Here is a 20469-nt window from a genome sequence, read left to right as displayed (position 1 = left end):
GACGCGTTCAATCCCTGTGCGCGGGCAAATACGCGTCGTCGATATAGTCGCTGAACCGCGTGATCTGCGCCTCGAACTTCAGCTTGACCTTGCCCGTCGCGCCGTGGCGCTGCTTGGCCACGATCAGCTCTGACAGGCCAAAGACCTTTTCCATATCGGCCATCCATTTCTGGTGGTCTTCATGCGTCTTGGCATCATCCTCCGGCCCCGGTCGCTTGGGCTCGCGCGAGGCGACGTAATATTCCTCGCGATAAACGAACAGGACGATATCGGCGTCCTGCTCAATCGAACCCGATTCACGAAGATCGGACAATTGCGGACGCTTGTCCTCACGCTGCTCGACCGCGCGGCTCAACTGCGACAGCGCGATCACCGGAACATTGAGCTCCTTGGCCAGTGTCTTCAATCCGCGCGAGATTTCAGAAATTTCCTGCACGCGATTGCCGTCGCTCTGCCTGCCAGACCCCTGCAGAAGCTGTAGATAGTCGACCACGACAAGCCCGATGCCGTGCCGCCGCTTCAACCGCCGAGCACGCGTGCGCAGTGCGGCAATCGTGAGGCCCGGCGTATCATCGATGAACAGCGGCAGCGTTTCCAGTTCCGCCGCCGCACGCGCGAGATTGCGGAAATCCTGCTGGCCGATCTTGCCCATGCGCAGGCTTTCGGAACTGATCGACGATTGTTCGGACAGGATACGCGTCGCCAGCTGGTCTGCCGACATTTCGAGGCTGAAAAACGCCACCTTCGCGCCGACCGACTTTTCAGGCGGGATGCCGTCCTCTTCGTCGCGGACCCAGCGGCGCGCGGCATTGAACGCAATATTCGTTGCAAGTGCAGTTTTCCCCATACCGGGCCGGCCAGCCAGGATGACAAGGTCCGAATGATGCAGGCCACCCGTCTTGGCGTTGACCGAATCCAGCCCGGTCGTGACGCCAGACAAGCCACCGCCAGCGTTCAACGCCTTCTCGGCGAGTTCGACGGCCATCCGCGTTGCCTGCCCGAAGGTCTTCACGCTTCCGGCCTCGCCGCCTTCCTCGGCGACCTTGTACAGGGCGACCTCCGCCGCCTCGATCTGCTCCTTTGGCGTCTCCGCCTCGCTCGTGTCGAAGGCTCGTTCCGCCATGTTCCGGCCGACAGCGACGAGTTCGCGCAGCAGGGCAAGATCGTAAATCTGGTTCGCAAAATCACGTGCGCCGATCAGTCCCGCCCCGCTTCCGGTCAGCTGCGCCAGATAGGCGGGGCCACCCAGCGACTTCATCGCTTCATCGGCTTCGAACATCGGCTTCAACGTGACGGGATTGGCGACCATGTTACGGTCAAGCAAAAGGAGGATCGCGTCATAGATCCGGCCGTGCACGGCCTCGTAAAAATGATCTGCCCGCAGCTTCAGCTGCACATCCTCGGCGATCCGGTTGTCGATCATGATCGCACCGAGCAGTGCTGCCTCTGCCTCGACGTTGTGAGGCAATTGCGGGCCCGCTTCGGCAGCGGAATGAATCAGTCTGATCGGATCGGCCATGACGCTTCCTTCTGCGGGGGGCGAGCATAGCGCAAGAGTGGAAGAAAGAGAAAGACGGGGATAAGTCCTGCGGCAAGCGGTCGCCCGGGTTGGGTTTGGGGGAGCACCCGGACGACCGCCGCAGCTTCGCTCGTCCTAACGGACGTCAAGCGTGCCGTTCATGCGAACCGGACGGTTCAAGTTGAAATAGTTGGGTGATGTGGCCATCACCGTTCTGTGGATTTCCTCGAATTCGGCAGGCGATCCGTCGCCGCTGATGCGAACAACATAGTTAACCACCTGATAGCCGGGCGGCACTCCGTCATCGAGGCCGAGAAATCCGCGAAGATCAAGTTCTCCATCCATCTCGATCTCGAGGGACTCGAGCTTGATGCCCTTCAGGCTGGCGCCCGCAACATAGCCAACCATCATGCAGGAATTCACTGCTGCCATGAGCAGTTCCTGGGGATTGGGGGCGCCATTTTGTCCCAGAAGTTCGCAAGGCTCATCTGCGACGATCGTGTGACGGCGCGGAACAAATTCGCCTCCCAAAGTAAACCCCGACACGAATGATTCCATCCGGGTCTGGCCCGCCCAACGCGACGTGACCTGAAAGCGGGCGCTTGCCTTGCTTGAGTCTTCATTGATGGCTTCGACCATCTTGCCGAGTGCCTCAATGTCTATGCCATTGACCGGCGCATTTTTTGGTGTGTCCAACATTTCAAATTCTCCTTTGCTTGAGTGATACATTGACAGTTTCAGGAAAAGACCGGAGCCGCTTCGGCAACTCGCCGGGCACCGTTCGGGCAAATGGCTTCGAGGGTCGCCTTGAACCGGACATGCTGCATTCCAGAACCGATATAGGTCCAGCGCGCTGCCTGGTGTTGCTGGGCAATGATGGCCTCGCGATCGACCAATGTCCGCCCGATTGCCTGTTCGAGCGCATCCACATTGAACTGCGCTTGCGTGGCGAAACCATTGTCCAGAAATCCGCCGATCTCGAAGAATTCGTCGATCACGCGTTCCAGATCTGCTTCGCTTCGCCCTTTCGCCAGGGTCTCGACAATCAGCGTATCCAGCTTTGCGTGCTGCGCTTCTTCCATCCAGTGGTGTTTCAGGAGGCTCACAAACAATGGATCAAGTTCGCCATTGTCGCGGACGCTTTCGCTATAGTGTGCCTGCGTCATCCACTCGATCATCAGGATGATCAGGGCAACGGCCAGCGGATCATGCCGAAGCACTTCGGCGCCAATTGCCTCTGAAGGCCCGATCATCTTGCACGCGACAGGGAAGTCACGAACAAAGGCATTGTGAAAGCGCTTGAACAGGTGAATGTGCTTGGCTTCTTCTCCTGCAAAATTCAGCAATGCCCGAACCCGGTAGTCGTCTTCGCGCAGGGCCGGCCGAACATGATCCAGCAGGAATGGAAGAATGAACTCTTCAACCAAACCGAAAACGCAAAGATACTGATGGGCGCTGATCTGGTTGAGCAGTCGCTGCTCGGTTGCCGAAAGATCAGTGAGCGCTGCGGTACGAGCCAGCTTTTCCGGCAGGAATTGTCTACTGAAATCGAGGCGCTGATCGGCCCGCAAAACGTCATCAAGCGCCCAGGCAGCTTTTGCCGATGACGCCAGTGTCATCTCATAATCGAAATTGTGATACATTATATTCCTTTCCTCTATTTGCATTCTACTTCAATAAATGAACGGTAAAATTCCTGATAATACAGTAACATTGAGTGATACAAAAAATAAAAAAACGTTCTTTGTAAAATTATTTACAATCTTTTCTGTTGCATTATTTCTCATATAACTTCCTTTTGAATGAAATATTTTTCACGCTTCATATATTTAATGGAATCAAATCTGTTGGTCAGCGTGGATGCGCAATACTGAATCCAGGTCCTTGAAAAAATGATCGGACTGCCGGATAACTTGATCGAAACGCCGGTTTGGGAATTAAATGGACGTTTTGGGCGACATTCTCGCTTCGCTGAACCTGACAGGCGGCGTGGTCATAGACGCCGAACTGGGCGGTGACTGGTGCCTTGCTTCTCAGTTCACACCGAGGGAATGTGCACCCTATCTCACCATCACGGACAGCAACCTGATTGCCTATCACTATGTGCGCGAGGGACATTTTTTTGCAGAGGTTGCCGGCCTTCCACCGATAGAGGCAAAAAAGGGCGACATCCTGCTGATGCCCCGCAACGACCTGCATTTGCTCTACAGCGGTCCGAGCAGCCCTCCGCTGAATACAAGTGAGCTCATTCAAAACGACGGGAAGGGCCCGGCCAAAATTCGCGTGGCAGGCCCGGGAACGCAGACTTCGCTCTATTGCGGCTTTCTTGGCACCGTCGCAGAACAGCACCCACTGCTCGATGCACTCCCGCCGATACTCAAGCTTGCGGGCGGGGAGAGCGCGCGCAGCGAATGGGTTCAAAGCGGCCTGCGCCTCCTCAACGAGGAAGAGCAGTCGCCCCAATCAGTCAGCCGACTGTCCGAACTGTTTCTGGCCGAGACAATCCGGGCTTATCTGGAAGAGTTGCCAGAAGAACAGCGCGGCTGGTTGTCGGCCTTGCGCGACCCTGCCGTTGCGCGCGCCCTGACAATAATCCATTCGCGATATGCTGAGGATCTGGACGTGGAAACGCTTGCAAGGGAGGCAGGCGTTTCACGCACGATCCTGGGAGAAAAATTCAGCGAAATGGTTGGTGAATCGCCTATGCGCTACGCCGCTCGCTGGCGCATGCGAATTGCGGCGAATTTGCTGCGCGAAGGCAAGGAAAACACGGCAAACATTGCCTATTCCGTTGGTTTCAACAGTGAGGCCGCATTCAACCGGGCATTCAAGAGGGAATATGGCGAACCACCGGCGACCTGGAGACGGCTGAAGGAAATCGCGTCACCTCTGAACCCGGTCGACGTCCGCGCCAGATTTCAGGAACGAATAACCCATTGCACAGCCGCTGATGGCGCACGCTTGGCCTATGCCGAGATTGGTGAGGGTTTCCCTCTGGTCAAGGTGCCAAACTGGGTGACCCATCTTGAGCATGATTGGGATTCACCGGTCTATGGCCACTGGATCAGCGAATGCGCACGCAACAACCGGTTCATCCGCGCAGACATGCGGGGTTTCGGCCTGTCGGACTGGACGCCCCCGCAAATGTCATTTGAAACATTTGTCAGTGATCTCGAAACGGTCATCAACGATGCCGGCATAGACCAATGCGATCTGCTCGGAATTTCGCACGGAGCTGCGATCGCGGTCGCCTATGCCGCGAGAAACCCTGAAAGGGTTCGCAAGCTGGTTTTGGTCAACAGTGTGCCCGAAGGGTGGAAGGTCCGCGCCGACCCGGAAGAAATTGCCTGGCGAAACTCGTTGCTGGCGCTGAATCAGCAGGAACATGCCCGCCGCCGTTCGGTGTTGGGTGAGATGTTCATTACACTCTATTTCCCTTCGGCCGGACGGGATCTGATTGAATGGCACAATGCCAAGGTCCAGCTGTTGGCGAGTGATGAGAACATCCAGAAGATGCTTGAAATCGGATCGCACCTGGATGTTCGCCGCGAACTTGAACAGGTCAGCGCGGAGACGCTGGTCTGTCATTCACAGCAGGATGGGCAGGCACTCATAAGGGACGGGCGCCGCGTTGCACGGGCCATCCGCGGTGCTCGTTTCGTCGAGCTTGAAAGTGCCAATCATGTCCTGCTTGGCGACGAGCCGGCCTGGCCCATATTTGTCGCCGAATTTCGTCGCTTCCTCGGACATCGATCAGAATGACCACGGGTTCGCAGGCTAAAATCGCACGAATCGGCTTCAAAACTTCCCAAGTGCAAATCTCTCTTATATGCGCTGCAGCATGTCCGACCCGCGTATCTCGCACATCGAACTTGATCAGCGCACGATCATCTGGCGCAATGCCGATATCGAGCAGGAGCGGCGCATTGCCATTTTCGACCTACTCGAGGGCAATTATTTCGCGCCACAGCGCCAGCATGAGGATGGCTACGCCGGGCCATATCGCGTTACGCTGCGGGTGGAGGAAGGGCGGCTTGCGCTCGATATCTACCGGGAGGACCAGACGCACCTCGAATCAGTGATCCTGGCACTCGGTCGGTTCCAGCGGCCGATCCGTGAATATTTCGCGATCTGCGACAGCTACTTTCAGGCCGTCAAGCAATCGACCCCGCAGCAGATTGAAACCGTCGACATGGCGCGCCGCGCCATTCACAATGAGGCGTCGGAAATGCTGAAGGAACGGCTGGCGGGAAAGATCGAAGTCGATTTTGATACCGCGCGGCGGCTGTTCACGCTGATCTGCGTGCTGCACATCAAGGGCTAGGATGCTTCGCAAGCTGGCCTTCGTCGTTGCTGGTGTTGCCCTGCTCGCCGGGCTGGGCTGGCACTTCGTGACGCATTGGACCCCAAGCAGAACCGCTTTCCCGACACAGGGCATCGATGTGTCGCAGGAACAGGGCGCCATTGACTGGAAGGCCGCCCGAGCCGCAGGTGTCGATTTTGCCTATATCAGGGCCAGCCAGGGCAGCGACATGCGCGATGAAAACTTTGCCGCCAATTGGTCGGAAAGTGCAGCGGCCGACGTAAAGCGCGGCGCCTATCATGTGTTCAACCTGTGCAAGCCAGGGCGCGAGCAGGCGACCAACTTCATTGCGCTTGTTCCGCGCGAAGCGGAGGCCCTGCCCCATGCGCTCGATCTGGAATTCGATGGCAATTGCGCGGCCCGCCCGCCGCGCGAAACCGTGCTCAAGGAACTTTCGACGTTCATCCAGATGACGGAAGCGCACAGCGAGAAGCCGATGATCCTCTATATCACCCGGGAATTCGACGATTTGTACAGGATCGGCGAAACTATCGACCGGCCACTCTGGCTGCGACGCAGCGGGCTTGAACCAGCCTATGGCGGGCGGCCCTGGGTGATGTGGCAGGCCAATCCAAAGCGCCATGTCGACGGGATCGAGGGCGAGGTCGATTGGGACGTGGTGCGCCCGCAATGAGCGAAACACTGCTTCAAGCTGCGAAGGAGGCTGCCGGTAACGCGCATGCCCCCTATTCGCGCTTTGCTGTCGGCGCGGCTGTTCTGCTCGCAGATGGGTCCATCGTTACCGGCTGCAATTTCGAGAATGCCAGTTACGGCCTTTCCCTTTGCGCCGAAACCGTGGTGCTGGCCACGCTGAACGCGCAAGGCAAGCTGCGGCAGATTCGTGAAATTGCGATTGTCGGCGGCACGCTGAACCGTCGGGAGATCCGCGGCTCGTCCCCTGTGCGGCCCTGCGGCCGATGCCGCCAGGTAATGACCGAAGCGGCCCAGCTTGCGCTGCGCGACATCATCGTTCATTGCGCGTCAGCCGACCTTTCGGTGGTCGAAAAGTTCTGGCTTTCCGACCTTTTGCCCCTTCCTTTTGGCCCATCCGACATGGGCTTGGTACAGGATGACTGATGTCGATACTTTCGGATAAATGGATACGCGAACAGGCAACGACAAACGGCATGATCGAGCCCTTTGTCGAAAGCCAGAGGCGCGAAAACTGCATCAGCTACGGCCTGTCATCCTATGGCTATGACGCGCGGGTCGCGGACGAATTCAAGATCTTCACCAACGTCGATAGCGCGATCGTCGACCCGAAGAATTTCGACCAGAACAGCTTTGTCGATCGCAAGACCGATGTGTGCGTGATTCCGCCGAACAGTTTCGCGCTGGCGCGAACGGTCGAGTATTTCCGGGTGCCGCGCGATGTGCTGGTGATCTGCCTTGGCAAGTCGACCTATGCCCGATGCGGGATCATCGTGAATGTGACGCCGCTCGAGCCGGGCTGGGAAGGCCATGTCACGCTCGAATTTTCCAACACGACGCCGCTACCTGCCCGCATTTACGCAAATGAAGGCGCGTGCCAGTTCCTGTTTCTGAAAGGGAACGAACCGTGCGAGACCAGCTACGCCGACCGGGCGGGCAAATATATGGGCCAGCGCGGCGTTACTTTGCCCAAATTATGATCATGCAATCGCGACGGAGGTTGGCTGTGAACAAGTTCCTTTTTGCCCTTGCCCTCACTCTTGCCGGCCCTGCACTGGCGCAGCAAACAGTCGAACTCAAAAGCACGGTCTATGTTGCGCGCGCAGTAACGGATGCGCAGGGCAACAAGAAGAATCAGCTCTTTGCTCCGGAGCGCGTTTTACCCGGCGAAGCGCTGGTGGTGATGCTCGAATACAAGAACAACGGGCAGAAGCCGGCTGCCGATTTTGTGATCAACAACCCCATTCCGAGTGCCGTATCCTTCACGGGCGTCGAACAGCCCTGGGCGGTTGTTTCCGTTGACGGCGGCAAGACCTACGGCGCGCTTGCGACATTGAAGGTCGCAAAGGGCGATGGCACATTTCGTCCGGCACAGCCCGGCGATGTCACCCACGTTCGCTGGAAATTCGCGCAGCCCATCGCGCCGGGTACCGGTGGTCGCGTGATGTTTTATGGCACGGTAAAATAGCCTGATTGCAGTAGCCACGCTTAAGATGCACTCTCCCAGCCGGTTTTAGGGAGAGATTCGCAATGGCCAAGAGCAAGGCTGAGTTCGACATCATAGTATACGGTGCAAGCGGCTTCACGGGCCGTTTGGTGGCCGAGTATCTTGCAAAGCGCGGCATCAAGCGCTGGGCGATGGCCGGGCGGAGCACCGCAAAACTTGCCGAAGTGCGAGACCTGATCGGCGCACCCAAGGATACACCGCTGGTCGAAGCCGATGCGAGCGCGCCTGAAACGCTGACGGCGATGTGCAATCGCGCCCGCGTGATCATCACAACCGTTGGCCCCTACCAGCTTTACGGCCCCGAATTGGTGAAGGCCTGCGCTGAAACCGGCACTGACTATGTCGATCTGTGCGGAGAGCCCGCCTGGATGCGGCAGATGATTGACGCGCATGATGAAACCGCAAAAAGAACGGGCGCGCGGATTGTCTTTTCCTGCGGCTTCGATTCGATCCCCTTCGATCTCGGGGTCTGGTTCCTCCAGCAGGAAGCCATGCGGCAAAACGGAGCGCCTGCACCCCGCGTCAAGGGTCGAGTGCGCAAGATGCAGGGCGGAGCGTCCGGCGGCACGATCGCGAGCCTTACCGAAACAATGAAGGCGGCGGCCAAGGACCTGAGCATAGTCGGCCTGTTGCGGAGTCCCTTTGCACTCACGCCGGGCTTTGAAGGCCCTTCGCAGCCAAGCGGCATGATCCCCGAATATGACAGCGCGACCGGAACCTGGGCCGCCCCCTTCGTCATGGCCCCCATCAACACCAAGAATGTCCATCGCAGCAACTTCCTGCTCGGCCATCCCTACGGCGCGGACTTCACCTATGATGAAATGATGATGACCACGATTGGCGATGCCGGCAAGGCAATCGCAGAAGGCATTGCGACCGCACTCAAAAGTGCCAATCCCTTTGGCGAAGGCCCACAACCCAAGCCGGGCGAAGGACCAAGCGCGGAAGAACGCGAAGCCGGATTCTACGATGTCCTTTTCATCGGCGAATATCCTGACGGAAAGAGCATCCGCGCCTCTGTGAAGGGCGATCGGGACCCCGGCTATGGCTCGACAAGCAAGATGATCGCCGAAAGCGCGCTGACCCTGCTTGAGGTTGATACACCGGGCGGTGTCGTGACGCCGGGGGCCATCATGGCCAAACCCCTGATTGCGAGGCTGACGGCCAATGCAGGCCTCGAATTCGCACTGGAGAGCTAGAACGACCCGTCGCCCCTGCGGAGGCAGGGGCCTGTCTGACGTCTGGGTGCCATAATTACCAACAGGCCCCTGCCTCCGCAGGGGCGACGTGTGAAGGTAATATTCGCCTTATGTTCCTATTTACTTGACAAATAGGAGATATCATGAAAATGCCAACCCCGTCACTCGATCGGCGTTTCTAGGTCGCACGGGTCGAGGGGCGGGACTTCAGGTCGGCGCGAAAGCGGCGGGCGTCTGCACTCCCCAAAATGTGCAGCCACGCGCTCTGCCTTCGTTTTGAACCGGTCCGGGCGTCTTTGATGGGAGCATTCCCGTCCTGCAGGCGGGCTTTCGGGCCTTACCCCTCTGCAGGGACGTGCCGGATGAGAAGGCGGTGTTTCGAGACCGGGCGCCGGTTACGCACTTGAGCACCTGCAACCGCACAAAGGCAATACCCGCCGGACGCCCCCCAAGGCTTCCGCGCCGACCGTCCCGCCCCCGCTCACCACGGGAAGTCTTCGCGTGCCTGATGCTCTAGAATGCCCCGGAAAATTTCATGACATGCCCTATGGGCGTTTCGCGAAAGCCCGCGGCTGCGAGGCTGGTCGCCTGCTGCGTGTCGTTCGCGCGCACTGCAAGTGTCGCCTGGTAATGCCCGGGATCAGGGAACCGCAGCGACAGGCGTTGCATCGCGGATTGGCTGACCAGTTCGGCGGATAGCCCAGTGCCATTGCACCGGAGCATTCCGGACAGCCGCTGTTCCCCAAAGGGCGTTTTGAGTTGCAGTCCGACCCGCCCATCGGCCTCGGCACAATCATCGCCGCGAAAGCGGATGTGCGCGTCGGATATCTCAAGCCCGGAAAGCGCCACCGGCCCGAAGGACCGCGCAATCGGCATGTTGAGCATCGTGATTTCCCCACCGCGTCCGCCAAAGGATGCAACGACCGCGCCGTGCAGAAGCGGGCCATCAAGGCGCACACGCACTTTCCCCAAAAACAGGGAACCGAAAGACAAGCGGGCGTCCAGATCTCCAATCGATTGGCCAGCCAAGGACGCCCCGATCAGCTGCCCGTTCCAGATTGTGCCTTCAACCGACTGGGCAGAAATGACGTCCCCGGTTCGGGACAATGCCAGACGAAGGGGCAGCGAAAGCACAAGCGCCAGAACAAGAGCGGCTGCAAAGAGCCGGCGGACCGGTATCATTTTACGCGCGCCCGCAACGTGGCATCGACGGCGAGCGTCGTGTCACTGTTCGGACGGAGACTGATCTGTTCGACAAAGACTCCTTGTGAATCAAGGGTCTTCAGCCATTTGATCAATGCGATCGGCTTGGCCGAGGAAAGCGCGATGATCACTCTGTTCCCGGATTGCGGATCAAGGCGCGTCGGGGAAAATCCCGCCTCATTGGCCGAACGACTGACAATGGCTTGTGCCGTATCCGCGGCATAGACCATTTTGCTCTTCAAAGCCGAAGCATCGCGGCGCACCCTCTCAAGCCGTTCGACGGCAACGGCATTGTCCTTCTTCGCCGCAGCGAGCCCTGCCTGGATCGGACGCAGGATCGCCAGCCAGCCAAAGACGATCAGGAAAAGCGCGATCATGATGCCCAGCAGGACCTGCTCGCGGTGGCTGCGCCCGCGCCACCAGTCGGTCAACTGCGCCATCATTTCGGCCTCACTTGCATTTCGACTTCGATCCGTCCTTGCTGTGTGCGTGGCGCCCCTTTGCTCACTGCAAAGGCGTGGCTTTCCATGGCCCGCGCCAGCATGTCGACTTCGGGCTGGGCTGAAGCACGGACAGTGGCATGGAGCGTCCCGTCGGGATCGAAGGAGAGAAGCCCAAGCTCGACATTCGGCATTGTCTCCATCGACGTCATGAGTGCGCCCAGCGTGGGCAGAAAGCCGGCGCCGCCGCCCCGGAGTTCCGCAACCTTGTCCTGCAAACGATCGATCGCATCCTCGGATCCAGACCGCTCACCCAGAACAAGTGCAGAAATCGTGGCGCTCTGTTCGTTGGTTGAAGACGTTGCCATTGAAAGCCGCGCCCATTGCGCAATCGGTATCGCAAGCATGATTGCCGCCGCCACTCCGGCGTATATCGCAATCCTTCGCCAATAGCCTGTCGGCGCGCTCCAATCGGCGCGCGGCGCAAAGTCGCCCTGCAGCATGTTGAGCGGCGGCGATTCGACGGCCGAAGCGATGGCCTGTTCAAGCTCTGCCGCTTCGATTGTGCGCACCTCGGCATCGCCGACGACCAGCGCTGAAATGACACCATCGTCCTCAAGCCCTGTATCGGCAGACCTGAGGATCGCCTCATCGTGCAGAACCGCTCTCAGGAAGCCGTTTTCGGGGACAGGCAGCAGATCCGGCGCAGGAATAATGGCTGACGCGACAAGGCCTCTCTCCGCCAGATGGGACAACCAGCGCTGCATCGTTGCCGCGTCGGTCATCACATAATGATCGCCAGCGCCTGCCACGGCAACATGCCGGTCGGTGCCAAGGCTCACCTCCGACGCATCAAGGCGCGCAGCAGCAAGGGCCTGAGCAGGGCTCAACCCCCCAAGCGCGGCTGAACGAAAGGTCACGCTTGATGCAGGCGCAATGGCTGTGACGGTCACGCCCGCCTCACGAAAGTCCTCGCCGCGTCCGATGACGCCGCCATCCTCAAGCTCGAGCCAGGGCAGACTGTCCCCGCCCAGAAAGACCACGAATGCGCTCATGCGCCGTCACCCCAGCTGCGGCGGACGATCTTCGCGGGATTTACCCCGCCATCAATCAAGGCCAATTCGGTCAATTCTGCCCCACCCGTTTCAATCTGCATTTCGAGCGCAAACCAGCGCGTCTTGATCTTCGTCTGCGCCATCACTTCAACGGGTGGCGAAATCCCGCGCAAAGCTGGCTTGGACCAGAAATTCTCCACTGCCGAATAGCCGGTGGCTGGCCGTTCGTCGATCATCCTTTGCGCAAAGGCGAGGCTGAGCTTGTCTGGCAACAGCATGACAACCAGCGGTGCCTGATCCCGGCGGAGCGTGTTGATGTTGATGGGCGACAATTCAGGCGCGGGTAGTGCACAGACCCATGGTTTGACACGCTCATAGATAGCGGAATCCATGCCAGCGACGGCTTTGAGTTCCGACACGTCCGCCATGAGGGCATTGGCAGCCCGATAGGGCGTGGGCGCGCGTGCATAGGTCTCATCCTCGGCTCCGCCCGGTTGAGGAATGGTATCACTGTCGATCCAGTCTGCTGCGGACTGCGCAATTTCGCCCGCAATCCGCGGCTGGACACCGATCAGGGTCATGAGCGCTTCGAATTGCCGAACAGCCATGGGGCGCACCACCCGTTCCCCCTCATCCGACTGGGACACGAGCGAATTGAGATTGAAGCAATTGCCTGCATCGCTCAGCTTGGCCGTGGCCGTGCCGTTGTCGATCGGGAATGCGTTGGGCCGATCGAGCCAGTCTCCGGCAAGCGTCGTCGTCCGGTCGGTGCTGCTGACGTCGCTGATCCGGGTCCGGGCAATCGCTTCCCCGGCAAGGGCATACTGCCGGGCCTGGTCGATTGCGGCCATGTTTCCGGACAAGTGCGTCTGCAGCTTCAGGCTTTCGAGCGATGCTGCCGCAATCACCCCGATGACCGAAACCAGCATCAGCACAGTCAAAAGGGCTGCGCCCCGTTCGGCCCGCGGCGGCGTCATTCGCCCGTCCCCACAAGGAACATCCGGGTTATGGGCGCGGCCCCTTGCCGAACCAGTGTCAGTTCAAGCGCGCGCGGAATTGCATCTGTCCTTTCGGAAGACCAGTCGTCCTGCCAGTCGGACTTGTTGCGGAAACGCAGCTTTGCCCGATCGACGCCCGTCTCGAGAACAAGAGGTTTTCCTGCCGCCGCACCGTCAACAAAGGGCGTCGCCATGCGGACGAGAGTGCCCTTGTCGAGCCGAATCTCGACATGTTGCGGCTTGGCGCCACCGCGCACAAAGGCGAACAGCAGATCACCCTGATTGGCCTGAAAGGCCGGGCGTGGCCTCCCGACTTCGTCCCGCGACACCCGCGGCACGGCCTGCCCAAGATCGGTGATCAGGAGGGCGGAAAGCCTGCGTTCGTCGGAAACATCCGAAAGCACGCGCGCGGTGGCCGACTGCGCCTTCACCGTAAAGGACAGGAGGCTGACGCCTGCCGTGGCCAGCATGGCAAAGATGAACAGCGCGACGACGACTTCGACAAGGGTAAATCCATTGGCACGGGCTGTCATTGCGCGGACCTCGCCAGAGTGAGAGCCGCTGCAGGGCGCCCGGTCGCGTCACTGATCGTAATGTCCACGCGAACAAGCCGCGGGTCCGCCGTCAGCGCCGCCGTGCGCCGCCAATTCCACAGCCGCCCGCCATTGTCGGTAATGCCTTCCTCTTCTCCGAGAGCCGGTGGTCGCGGATCAGTCAGGGTTTCGACTGCCATGTTGTGCGCAACGATCTGCCCCAGCGCCTGCGTCGAAATCTCGCCCGAGTTGCGGACAATCGTCCCTTCGAGCTTGAGCAATGTGAGCGCAACAAGGCTGAAGATCGCAAGCGCGACCATCATCTCGATCAGGGTGAAGCCCGCCTCCCGGGCGTTTGCCGGCAGCTCATCGTGCGACACGAACAGCTCCGTCGGCTCCGATATCAACGGCTACGCGCTCGTCGCCACGTTGCAGCATGATACGTGTTTCGGGTTCGGCAACCCCTGTCGGATCGAACTCCACTTCAGCCTTCGAGGCGGTGGTTCCTGTCGTCCATCGTGCCGGTCCGAGCGGCTTTTCGGCAAGGTCACGCCAATCGCCGCTCCGTCTTTGGGCAAAGGCATAGCCGCCCGTATCGACCGCCAGCCGGGTCGTTCGGGCAGAAACGATCGCTGCATCACGCGCAGCGACGGTGCGCGCAGCGAACCTCTCCGCTTCATCCACCAGCCGCCCGCGCGGATCGGGGATCGCAAGCACGACAACAGCCGACATCAGTCCAAGGATCGTGAGAGCAACGAGCAACTCGATCAACGTAAAGCCACCTTCGGCGACACGTCCCGAGAACGCGAAGCCGGGATCATCCGCAGGGAGGTGCGGGCTATTGCCAGTTGCCGATATCGGCATTGTCCCCCTCGCCGCCTTCGGCTCCATCTGCTCCGAGCGAATAGATATCGACGGCGCCATGCTGGCCCGGCATCGCATAGCGATAGGGCCGCCCCCAGGGATCCTTGGGCAGCTTCTTGATGACGCCCTTGTCGACCAGCGCCTGCAGCCCTTCGGCAGGATCGGGATATCTGAGGTTCTGGAGCTTGTACATTTCAAGCCCCTGATCGAGCGTGGAAATGTCGATCTTGGCTTTTTCGGTCGTTCCTTTCGACAAGGCGGGCAAGACGTTGAATGCGACAACCGTTGCCAGCAGGCCGAGGATAACGAGCACCACCATCAGTTCGACAAGCGTAAAGCCGTCTTCGGCGGACTGCATTCGGGGCGAAAAGCAGCTTTCTGTGTCTCTCATTCCTAAACTCCGGCCAGCGATTCGAGTTGCAAAATCGGAAGCAGGATCGACAGCACGATGGCGGCGACGATCGCTCCCATGATGACAATGATAGCAGGTTCCAGCATTGCGAGCGCGGCCGCCGTAAAACTGTCAAACTCACGCTCGAGATAATCGGCCGCGCGTTCGAGCATCGTATCGAGTTGGCCCGAGGATTCTCCCGATGCCGTCAGATAGACAAGCAGCGGCGGAAACAGTCCAGTTCGGCGAAGGGCTGCCGAAAGGCTTCCTCCACCCCGGATTGCCTCGACCATCTGTTCGCTCGCCTGCCGCAAGGCATGATTGCGCACGGTCCGGGACGTGAGTGCCAGCCCTTCGATGAGGGGCAGTCGACTCGCGACCATTGTCGAGAGCGTGCGAGCCAGGCGCGCCGCATGCAGATCCCGGATCAGGCGACCGATCAGCGGAAGGCGCAGCAAGCGAAGATCAAAGGCCAGCCTGCGTGCCGGATCCTGAAGCAGCCGCCAGCTCAGAAAGGCGAGGCCGCCGACAGCCAGCAGCATCGCCCACCACCAACCGGCAAGCAGTCCCGACAGGGCGATGACAATTCGGGTCAGAAGAGGCAATTGCTGGCCGACAGTGTCGAATTGCTCGACCACCTTGGGCACGACATAGATCATCAGGGCCCCGACAACGAACATGGCGACAAGGGCCAGCACAAGCGGATAGGCGAGCGCCGCAAAAAGCTTGGATCGGACCTGCGCCTGCCGTTCCTGCAAGTCTGCGAGCCGATCCAGAATGATAGGCAGCGATCCAGCGCCCTCGCCTGCTGAAACCATGGCCCGGTAAAGCTGTGGGAAACTCTTGGCTTCGCGCTGCATCGCTTCGGCAAGGCTGCGTCCTTCGAGAACGCCGCCATGGACCGTGTCAATCACCCCGCGCGCCTTTTCGCTTTCGGTCTGCCGGGCGATGGTCCTGAGCGACTCTTCGATCGGGCTGACGCGAACAAGCGTCGCAAGCTGGCGCGTGAACAGGGTCAGCTCCTTGGCACTGAGGCGCTTTGGCCCGATCGAAAGCAGCGGTGCCCCCGCAGCCGCACGCTCGGCACCTTCACCAATGCTGACCACGTAAAGCTTCTTGGCGATCAGCTTCTCGCGGACCTCTTCAACATTTGCCGCGGGCATCCGGCCGCGCTTCTCGCGTCCGGCCACGTCAAGTGCGACATAGTCAAATTGAGTCATCGCCCCATTCCGTCACTCTGGAGCGATCTTCGGCACGGCGACCTTCCACTTCGCGGCGATTGCCTGTCGGATTGGCGCGCTGTTCGTCGCTTGAATCCCGCCGCGTGATGCGCACTGCTTCTTCCGGGGTCGTCTGTCCCGCGACAACAAGCGCGCGCGCTGCGGAGGCCAGGTCGTCATTGTTGCGGAATGCATGGCGGGCAATGGCGGCTTCATCTCCCCCGTCATGAATGAGCTGGCGAACCGTGTCATCGACCCGGATCGCCTCGAACACGCCAATCCGGCCCTTGAAGCCAGTCCCGTTGCAGGCCACGCATCCGGTTGGTTCATAGACAGTGGTCGGTCGTTCCAGACGCAGCAATTCCATCACAGAGGCGCTTGCCGGCTCGGACCGGCGACATGACGGGCAAAGCCGCCGAACGAGCCGCTGTGCGATGACGGCGCGGAGCGTCGATGCGAGGAGAAATGGCTCGATCCGCATGTCGCGCAGCCTGGTGATGGCGCCTGCTGCATTGTTTGTATGAACGGTAGAAAGCACCAAATGGCCCGTGAGGGACGCCTGCACCGCGATTTCCGCCGTCTCCCGATCACGAATTTCGCCAACCATGACGATATCTGGATCCTGCCGCAGGATCGCCCGCAAGCCCGCCGCGAACGTCAGCCCGACCTTGGAATTGACTTGCGTCTGCCCCACGCCTTCTACGGCATACTCCACTGGATCCTCGACGGTCAGGATATTGCGCGAACCATCGTTCAACAGCCTCAGCCCGGCGTAGAGCGTCGTTGTCTTTCCCGATCCGGTCGGTCCGGTCACCAGCACAATGCCGTTGGGCTCTGCCAATGCCCCGCGCAGGAGCGCGTTGACATCCGCCCCCATGCCAAGCTGGTCAAGCCCGATGCCGGCATTGTCCTTGTCGAGGATGCGCAGCACGACCCTCTCGCCCATGCGGGAGGGAAGCGTCGATACGCGCACGTCGAGCGTCTTTCCGCCAAGGGTCATGCCAATCCGGCCATCCTGGGGAACCCGGCGCTCCGCAATGTCGAGCCGCGCCATGACCTTGATGCGGCTGACCAGCACCGGCGCGACATGCGGCGACATGCGCAGCGTTTCACGCAGCACGCCATCGATCCGCATCCGCACCACCAGCGCAGACTCATAGGGTTCAACGTGAATATCGGACACGCCCTGCCGCACGGCATCGGCCAGGATTCCATTGATCAGGCGGATCGCGGGTGCATCGTCCGCACTGTCGAGCAGGTCTTCAGCAGTCGGGATGCCACTTGCAATCAGGTCAAGATCGCTGCCACTCCGGAGTGTGTCGGCCGCTGCCGCAGCGGCATCGCCATTCATGGCATAGGTGGTCGACAAGAGCTGGTCGAATGCGGCCTCCGAGACTTTTTCGACGCCCATCGCGCCGTCGAGGTGCCGCTTCACTTCGATGAGGATGGCTGGATCAGCGCCCTCGCGCAGGCTCGCGACCGGTCGATCACCGTCCAGGCGCAGCACAACGCCGTGTTTCCGGGCAAAGCTGTATGATATCGCCGGGAGACGGGGCGACAGCGCCACGGCGTCGTCACTGCTATCGGCGATCACTTCTTGTCCTTTTTGTCCTTGGCGCCAGGCAACTGGATCCGTTCGGTAGATTCGCGCATCCGGGGCTCGATAACCTGCGGAATACCAGACTTGGTGGGATCTGCCGGCGCGTCAGGATCAGACGTCGGCGGTGTCGTGTCCATATAGTCGCGGACCAGCTGATCGATGCTCGGCTCCTCATCCGGTCGAAGCACACGCTGCTGTGCGCGGACATAGTTGTACCGACGTTCGGCCAAGGCCCGGGCTTCGGCTTCGGAGCGTAAAATGGTCGGGCGGATAAAGACCATCAGATTGGTCTTGGACCGCGTCTTGGACCGCGAGCGGAAAAGCTGGCCGAGGGCCGGAATATCGCCAAGCAGCGGAATCTTCTCGAGCGTTCTGCGCTCATTGTCATCAAGCAGCCCGCCCAGCGCAATGATCTGGCCATCATCAACCGTGACCGTTGTCTGGATCTCGCGCTTGTTGAGGATCAGGTCTGAGAAATTGCTGGATACGGGGCCGGCAATCGAGCTGACTTCCTGCCTGATCGCGAGCTTCACCGTCCCGCCGTCATTGATCTGCGGCGTCACCTCAAGCTGGATACCGACATTCTGGCGCTGCACCGTGCGGAATGCATTGTCGAAATTCTTCGACAGCGCCTCTCCCGTCGTGATCGGGATTTCCTGACCCACCAGCAGCTTCGCTTCCTGATTGTCGAGTGTGACAATCGACGGCGTCGACAGGATGTTGGATTTCGTGTCGGACTGGACGGCATTGATGATCGTGCCAAACAGCCCATTACTGCCGATGCTGGTCGCAAAGCCCGCAAAGCCGCCGCCGGCACCAAGGATCGAATTGACGGCAGCCTGAGCAAGCTGGTCGCTGATTCCGTTGTTGCTCGTTGTCGTCGTGGTATTGCCGTTGACCGTTGTGGTCGTTGTGTTGAGCTGCCGCGCGCCTATGGCACCGGCAATGGTCAGGATATTCGGCGCGGCGTTGGAATAGTTGGTGGCCGCAAAGGGGATATTGCTGCCCGGCTTGCCGCCAAGCAGGAACTGGACGCCAAGCTTCCTGGCGGCATCATCCGAAATTTCGACGATGATCGCTTCAACCAGCACCTGGTCGCGCCGCGTATCTAGCTGTCGGATGACCTGGCTCAGCATGCGCTGCACATCTGAGGGCGCCGAAATGATAACGGCATTCAGCCCTTCGTAACGCGCGATGATTGGCGCCGGTCGGCCGTTGCCTGAACCGGATGACGGCGACGCCGCTGGCAACGCCACGGCCTGCCCGTTGTTTGAAGCACCGCCAGATGACGGCGAGGACACAACACTTTGCTGACCCACAAGCTGCTGCAGCACAGGCATGAGCTTGTCCGCGTCGGCATGCTGGAGCCAATAGACCTGTATTTCCAGGCCGCTCGCCGCGCGCCGATCCAGGTCACGCGCAATTGCACTGAAGCGCTGGACCATTTCGGCATCGCCCCTGAGAGCGATCGAGTTGGAACTGTCGATCGCGACCACGGCAACCGCCGTCCGCGCGCCATCTCCCGTCTGCCCGCCCGTCGCGAGCTGCTGGAGCGACGTCGCGATTTCACGCGCCCCGGCATTCTTGAGGGCAATCACGTCGGTCGCAGCCCCTTCACTGTCGATCTTGCCAAGGAGCCCGCGAATGCGCCGGATATTGTCGGCATAGTCCGCAACAACAAGGCTGTTGCCGGAACGGTTGGCGGTGACCGAGCCCTCACGGCTGACCAGCGGACGCAGTGTCTCCACTGCAGATGTCGCTTCGATCGCGCGAAGGCGAAAGACTTCTGTCACGAACTGGTTCCGCGCCGCACCTGCCTCGCCAATCTTGCCGGGCTGCGCGGCCGCAGTATCCGAAGGTTGCACGCGGTAGCCGCCACCTGACATGGGAACCGCAACAAATCCGTTGGCCCTGAGCGTCGCCAGGAAGACCTCGAAATATTCCGACTTGGACAGGGCCCTGTCGGTCACGACCGACACTTTGCCCTGAACCCGGCTATCAATCACGAAATTGCGACCGGTAACGCGTGCAACATCTTGAATGAACGCGCGGATGTCCGCATCTCTCAGGTTCAGCACTTGCTGCGCGGGGAGCGGCACGGCCAGCACAAGCAACAGGGGGATCAGCTTCCACTTCATTTCTTCGGCGCCCCTGAGGTCAGGCTGATGGTGCGGCCAGCGCGTTCGACCTGCAGAGTGACCGAACCGCCCTTTGAAAGCTGGTTCGTAACCGTTTCGATGGAGTTAACGGGCTGACCGTTAATTGCCGTCACCTTGTCTCCGGGCAGGAGGCCGGCCTGGAGCATCATGTCCCCGGAACCGCCGGAGGTGATCGTGATTCCAACCGGCTTGGCGCTGGAGCCATCCGCCTTGGGCGCTTCCGGCACTGTCGTTGGTGCGGCAGAAGCGACCGTGGCAACCGGTGCTGCCACCGACTGATCGAGGAAAAGCTGCTCAGACACGCCATTGCGCTCGATCGTCACGCTGTCGAACGCAACTTGCTTCAAGGTCGCGCCGGGGACAATTTCATCCCCGATACCAAAGCTCGATTGAACGCCATCAGGCGTTTCGATGATGGCAGAGCCTCCGCCCACCGCCTCATCGACTCGCACGCCGAACAGCTTGAGCGCGAGCGACGTGACAACCATTGACCCGGGCTGTGTCCCAACTCGGAAAAATGGATCGAAACTGTCATTGCCTTGCAAGGCAATCTGGGTCGGACGCAGCTCTCCCAAAGGCCCGGCAGGTGTGACAATTGCCCAAACCAGCCGGGCAATTTGCACAGCGACTAGGATCAGCAATGCCACCTCCAACGCGCGATAAGCAGAACGAGGTGAAAAGGAGCGTTTGAGCTCAAACATAACGCGCGACTAATAACCTCCCACAGGCCTGACAAGCGGCCTTATGCCCGACAAATTCGTCGGCGC

22 protein-coding genes are annotated in these 20469 nt (G+C 60.1%); 7 read left to right on the top strand and 15 right to left on the bottom strand.

The window, feature by feature from the left end:
* Window positions 1-7: 7 nt before the first annotated feature.
* From K0O24_RS07835 to K0O24_RS07825, 3 genes are all read right to left on the bottom strand, one after another.
* The gene (locus K0O24_RS07835; protein ID WP_219895276.1) at window positions 8-1519 is read right to left on the bottom strand and encodes a replicative DNA helicase; all 1512 of its coding nucleotides are present in this window, start codon (window positions 1517-1519) and stop codon (window positions 8-10) included.
* Window positions 1520-1654: 135 nt separating this feature from the next.
* Window positions 1655-2218, bottom strand: a complete 564-nt coding sequence (locus K0O24_RS07830; RefSeq protein WP_219895275.1) for an OsmC family protein — start codon at window positions 2216-2218, stop codon at window positions 1655-1657.
* Window positions 2219-2256: 38 nt separating this feature from the next.
* Window positions 2257-3162, bottom strand: coding sequence for a diiron oxygenase (locus K0O24_RS07825; RefSeq protein WP_219895274.1), 906 nt, complete (start codon window positions 3160-3162; stop codon window positions 2257-2259).
* Window positions 3163-3460: 298 nt separating this feature from the next.
* Between K0O24_RS07825 and K0O24_RS07820 the strand changes: the two genes are divergently transcribed.
* The 7 genes from K0O24_RS07820 to K0O24_RS07790 all read left to right on the top strand — a co-directional run bounded on the left by K0O24_RS07820 (window position 3461) and on the right by K0O24_RS07790 (window position 9239).
* Entirely contained in the window at window positions 3461-5281 is a 1821-nt protein-coding gene (locus tag K0O24_RS07820) for an alpha/beta fold hydrolase (protein ID WP_219895273.1), read from the top strand.
* Between the two features lie 79 nt (window positions 5282-5360).
* Window positions 5361-5843 (top strand): UPF0262 family protein, encoded by a 483-nt coding sequence (locus K0O24_RS07815; protein WP_219895272.1) that lies wholly within the window; start codon window positions 5361-5363, stop codon window positions 5841-5843.
* A 1-nt stretch (window position 5844) separates the two neighbouring features.
* Complete coding sequence (locus tag K0O24_RS07810; protein WP_219895271.1) at window positions 5845-6516, top strand: GH25 family lysozyme; 672 nt, start codon at window positions 5845-5847, stop codon at window positions 6514-6516.
* Window positions 6513-6959: a cytidine deaminase gene (locus K0O24_RS07805; protein ID WP_219895270.1), complete on the top strand. Its 447-nt coding sequence runs from the start codon at window positions 6513-6515 to the stop codon at window positions 6957-6959. The genes K0O24_RS07810 and K0O24_RS07805 overlap by 4 nt, the downstream gene beginning before the upstream one ends.
* Window positions 6959-7513 carry a dCTP deaminase gene (dcd, locus tag K0O24_RS07800; RefSeq protein ID WP_219895269.1) on the top strand — a complete coding sequence of 185 codons (555 nt, stop codon included), beginning with the start codon at window positions 6959-6961 and terminating at the stop codon, window positions 7511-7513. The genes K0O24_RS07805 and dcd overlap by 1 nt, the downstream gene beginning before the upstream one ends.
* 26 nt (window positions 7514-7539) lie before the next feature.
* Window positions 7540-8001, top strand: a complete 462-nt coding sequence (locus K0O24_RS07795; RefSeq protein WP_219895268.1) for a hypothetical protein — start codon at window positions 7540-7542, stop codon at window positions 7999-8001.
* A 62-nt stretch (window positions 8002-8063) separates the two neighbouring features.
* Window positions 8064-9239, top strand: coding sequence for a saccharopine dehydrogenase family protein (locus K0O24_RS07790; RefSeq protein ID WP_219895267.1), 1176 nt, complete (start codon window positions 8064-8066; stop codon window positions 9237-9239).
* Between the two features lie 513 nt (window positions 9240-9752).
* On the opposite strand, the gene gspN is transcribed toward K0O24_RS07790, so the two are convergent.
* From gspN to K0O24_RS07730, 12 genes are read right to left on the bottom strand one after another with little or no spacing between them, the layout of a single operon-like run.
* Window positions 9753-10421 carry a type II secretion system protein N gene (gspN, locus tag K0O24_RS07785; protein ID WP_219895266.1) on the bottom strand — a complete coding sequence of 223 codons (669 nt, stop codon included), beginning with the start codon at window positions 10419-10421 and terminating at the stop codon, window positions 9753-9755.
* Window positions 10418-10885 carry a type II secretion system protein GspM gene (gene gspM / locus K0O24_RS07780; protein ID WP_219895265.1) on the bottom strand — a complete coding sequence of 156 codons (468 nt, stop codon included), beginning with the start codon at window positions 10883-10885 and terminating at the stop codon, window positions 10418-10420. The genes gspN and gspM overlap by 4 nt, the downstream gene beginning before the upstream one ends.
* Entirely contained in the window at window positions 10882-11937 is a 1056-nt protein-coding gene (gene gspL / locus K0O24_RS07775; RefSeq protein WP_219895264.1) for a type II secretion system protein GspL, read from the bottom strand. Before gspL ends, gspM begins: the two co-directional genes overlap by 4 nt.
* The gene (gspK, locus tag K0O24_RS07770; protein WP_219895263.1) at window positions 11934-12914 is read right to left on the bottom strand and encodes a type II secretion system minor pseudopilin GspK; all 981 of its coding nucleotides are present in this window, start codon (window positions 12912-12914) and stop codon (window positions 11934-11936) included. The genes gspL and gspK overlap by 4 nt, the downstream gene beginning before the upstream one ends.
* Window positions 12911-13468 (bottom strand): type II secretion system minor pseudopilin GspJ, encoded by a 558-nt coding sequence (gene gspJ, locus K0O24_RS07765; RefSeq protein ID WP_219895262.1) that lies wholly within the window; start codon window positions 13466-13468, stop codon window positions 12911-12913. Before gspJ ends, gspK begins: the two co-directional genes overlap by 4 nt.
* On the bottom strand, window positions 13465-13848 hold the full coding sequence (gene gspI / locus K0O24_RS07760; protein WP_246611171.1) for a type II secretion system minor pseudopilin GspI: 384 nt from the start codon (window positions 13846-13848) through the stop codon (window positions 13465-13467). Before gspI ends, gspJ begins: the two co-directional genes overlap by 4 nt.
* The gene (locus tag K0O24_RS07755) at window positions 13835-14332 is read right to left on the bottom strand and encodes a GspH/FimT family pseudopilin (protein WP_219895261.1); all 498 of its coding nucleotides are present in this window, start codon (window positions 14330-14332) and stop codon (window positions 13835-13837) included. The genes gspI and K0O24_RS07755 overlap by 14 nt, the downstream gene beginning before the upstream one ends.
* Window positions 14307-14723, bottom strand: coding sequence for a type II secretion system major pseudopilin GspG (gene gspG / locus K0O24_RS07750; protein ID WP_246611170.1), 417 nt, complete (start codon window positions 14721-14723; stop codon window positions 14307-14309). The genes K0O24_RS07755 and gspG overlap by 26 nt, the downstream gene beginning before the upstream one ends.
* 2 nt (window positions 14724-14725) lie before the next feature.
* Window positions 14726-15943, bottom strand: coding sequence for a type II secretion system inner membrane protein GspF (gene gspF / locus K0O24_RS07745; protein WP_219895260.1), 1218 nt, complete (start codon window positions 15941-15943; stop codon window positions 14726-14728).
* Window positions 15930-17537 carry a GspE/PulE family protein gene (locus K0O24_RS07740; protein WP_281421726.1) on the bottom strand — a complete coding sequence of 536 codons (1608 nt, stop codon included), beginning with the start codon at window positions 17535-17537 and terminating at the stop codon, window positions 15930-15932. Before K0O24_RS07740 ends, gspF begins: the two co-directional genes overlap by 14 nt.
* Complete coding sequence (gspD, locus tag K0O24_RS07735; protein ID WP_219895259.1) at window positions 17534-19681, bottom strand: type II secretion system secretin GspD; 2148 nt, start codon at window positions 19679-19681, stop codon at window positions 17534-17536. Before gspD ends, K0O24_RS07740 begins: the two co-directional genes overlap by 4 nt.
* Window positions 19678-20403: a type II secretion system protein N gene (locus tag K0O24_RS07730; RefSeq protein ID WP_219895258.1), complete on the bottom strand. Its 726-nt coding sequence runs from the start codon at window positions 20401-20403 to the stop codon at window positions 19678-19680. Before K0O24_RS07730 ends, gspD begins: the two co-directional genes overlap by 4 nt.
* Between the last annotated feature and the right edge of the window lie 66 nt (window positions 20404-20469).

The sequence above is a fragment of the Aquisediminimonas profunda genome (assembly GCF_019443285.1).
GTDB lineage: Bacteria > Pseudomonadota > Alphaproteobacteria > Sphingomonadales > Sphingomonadaceae > Aquisediminimonas > Aquisediminimonas profunda.
Note: the sequence above shows the minus strand (reverse complement) of the source record. Positions and strands in the feature narration are given on the sequence as shown.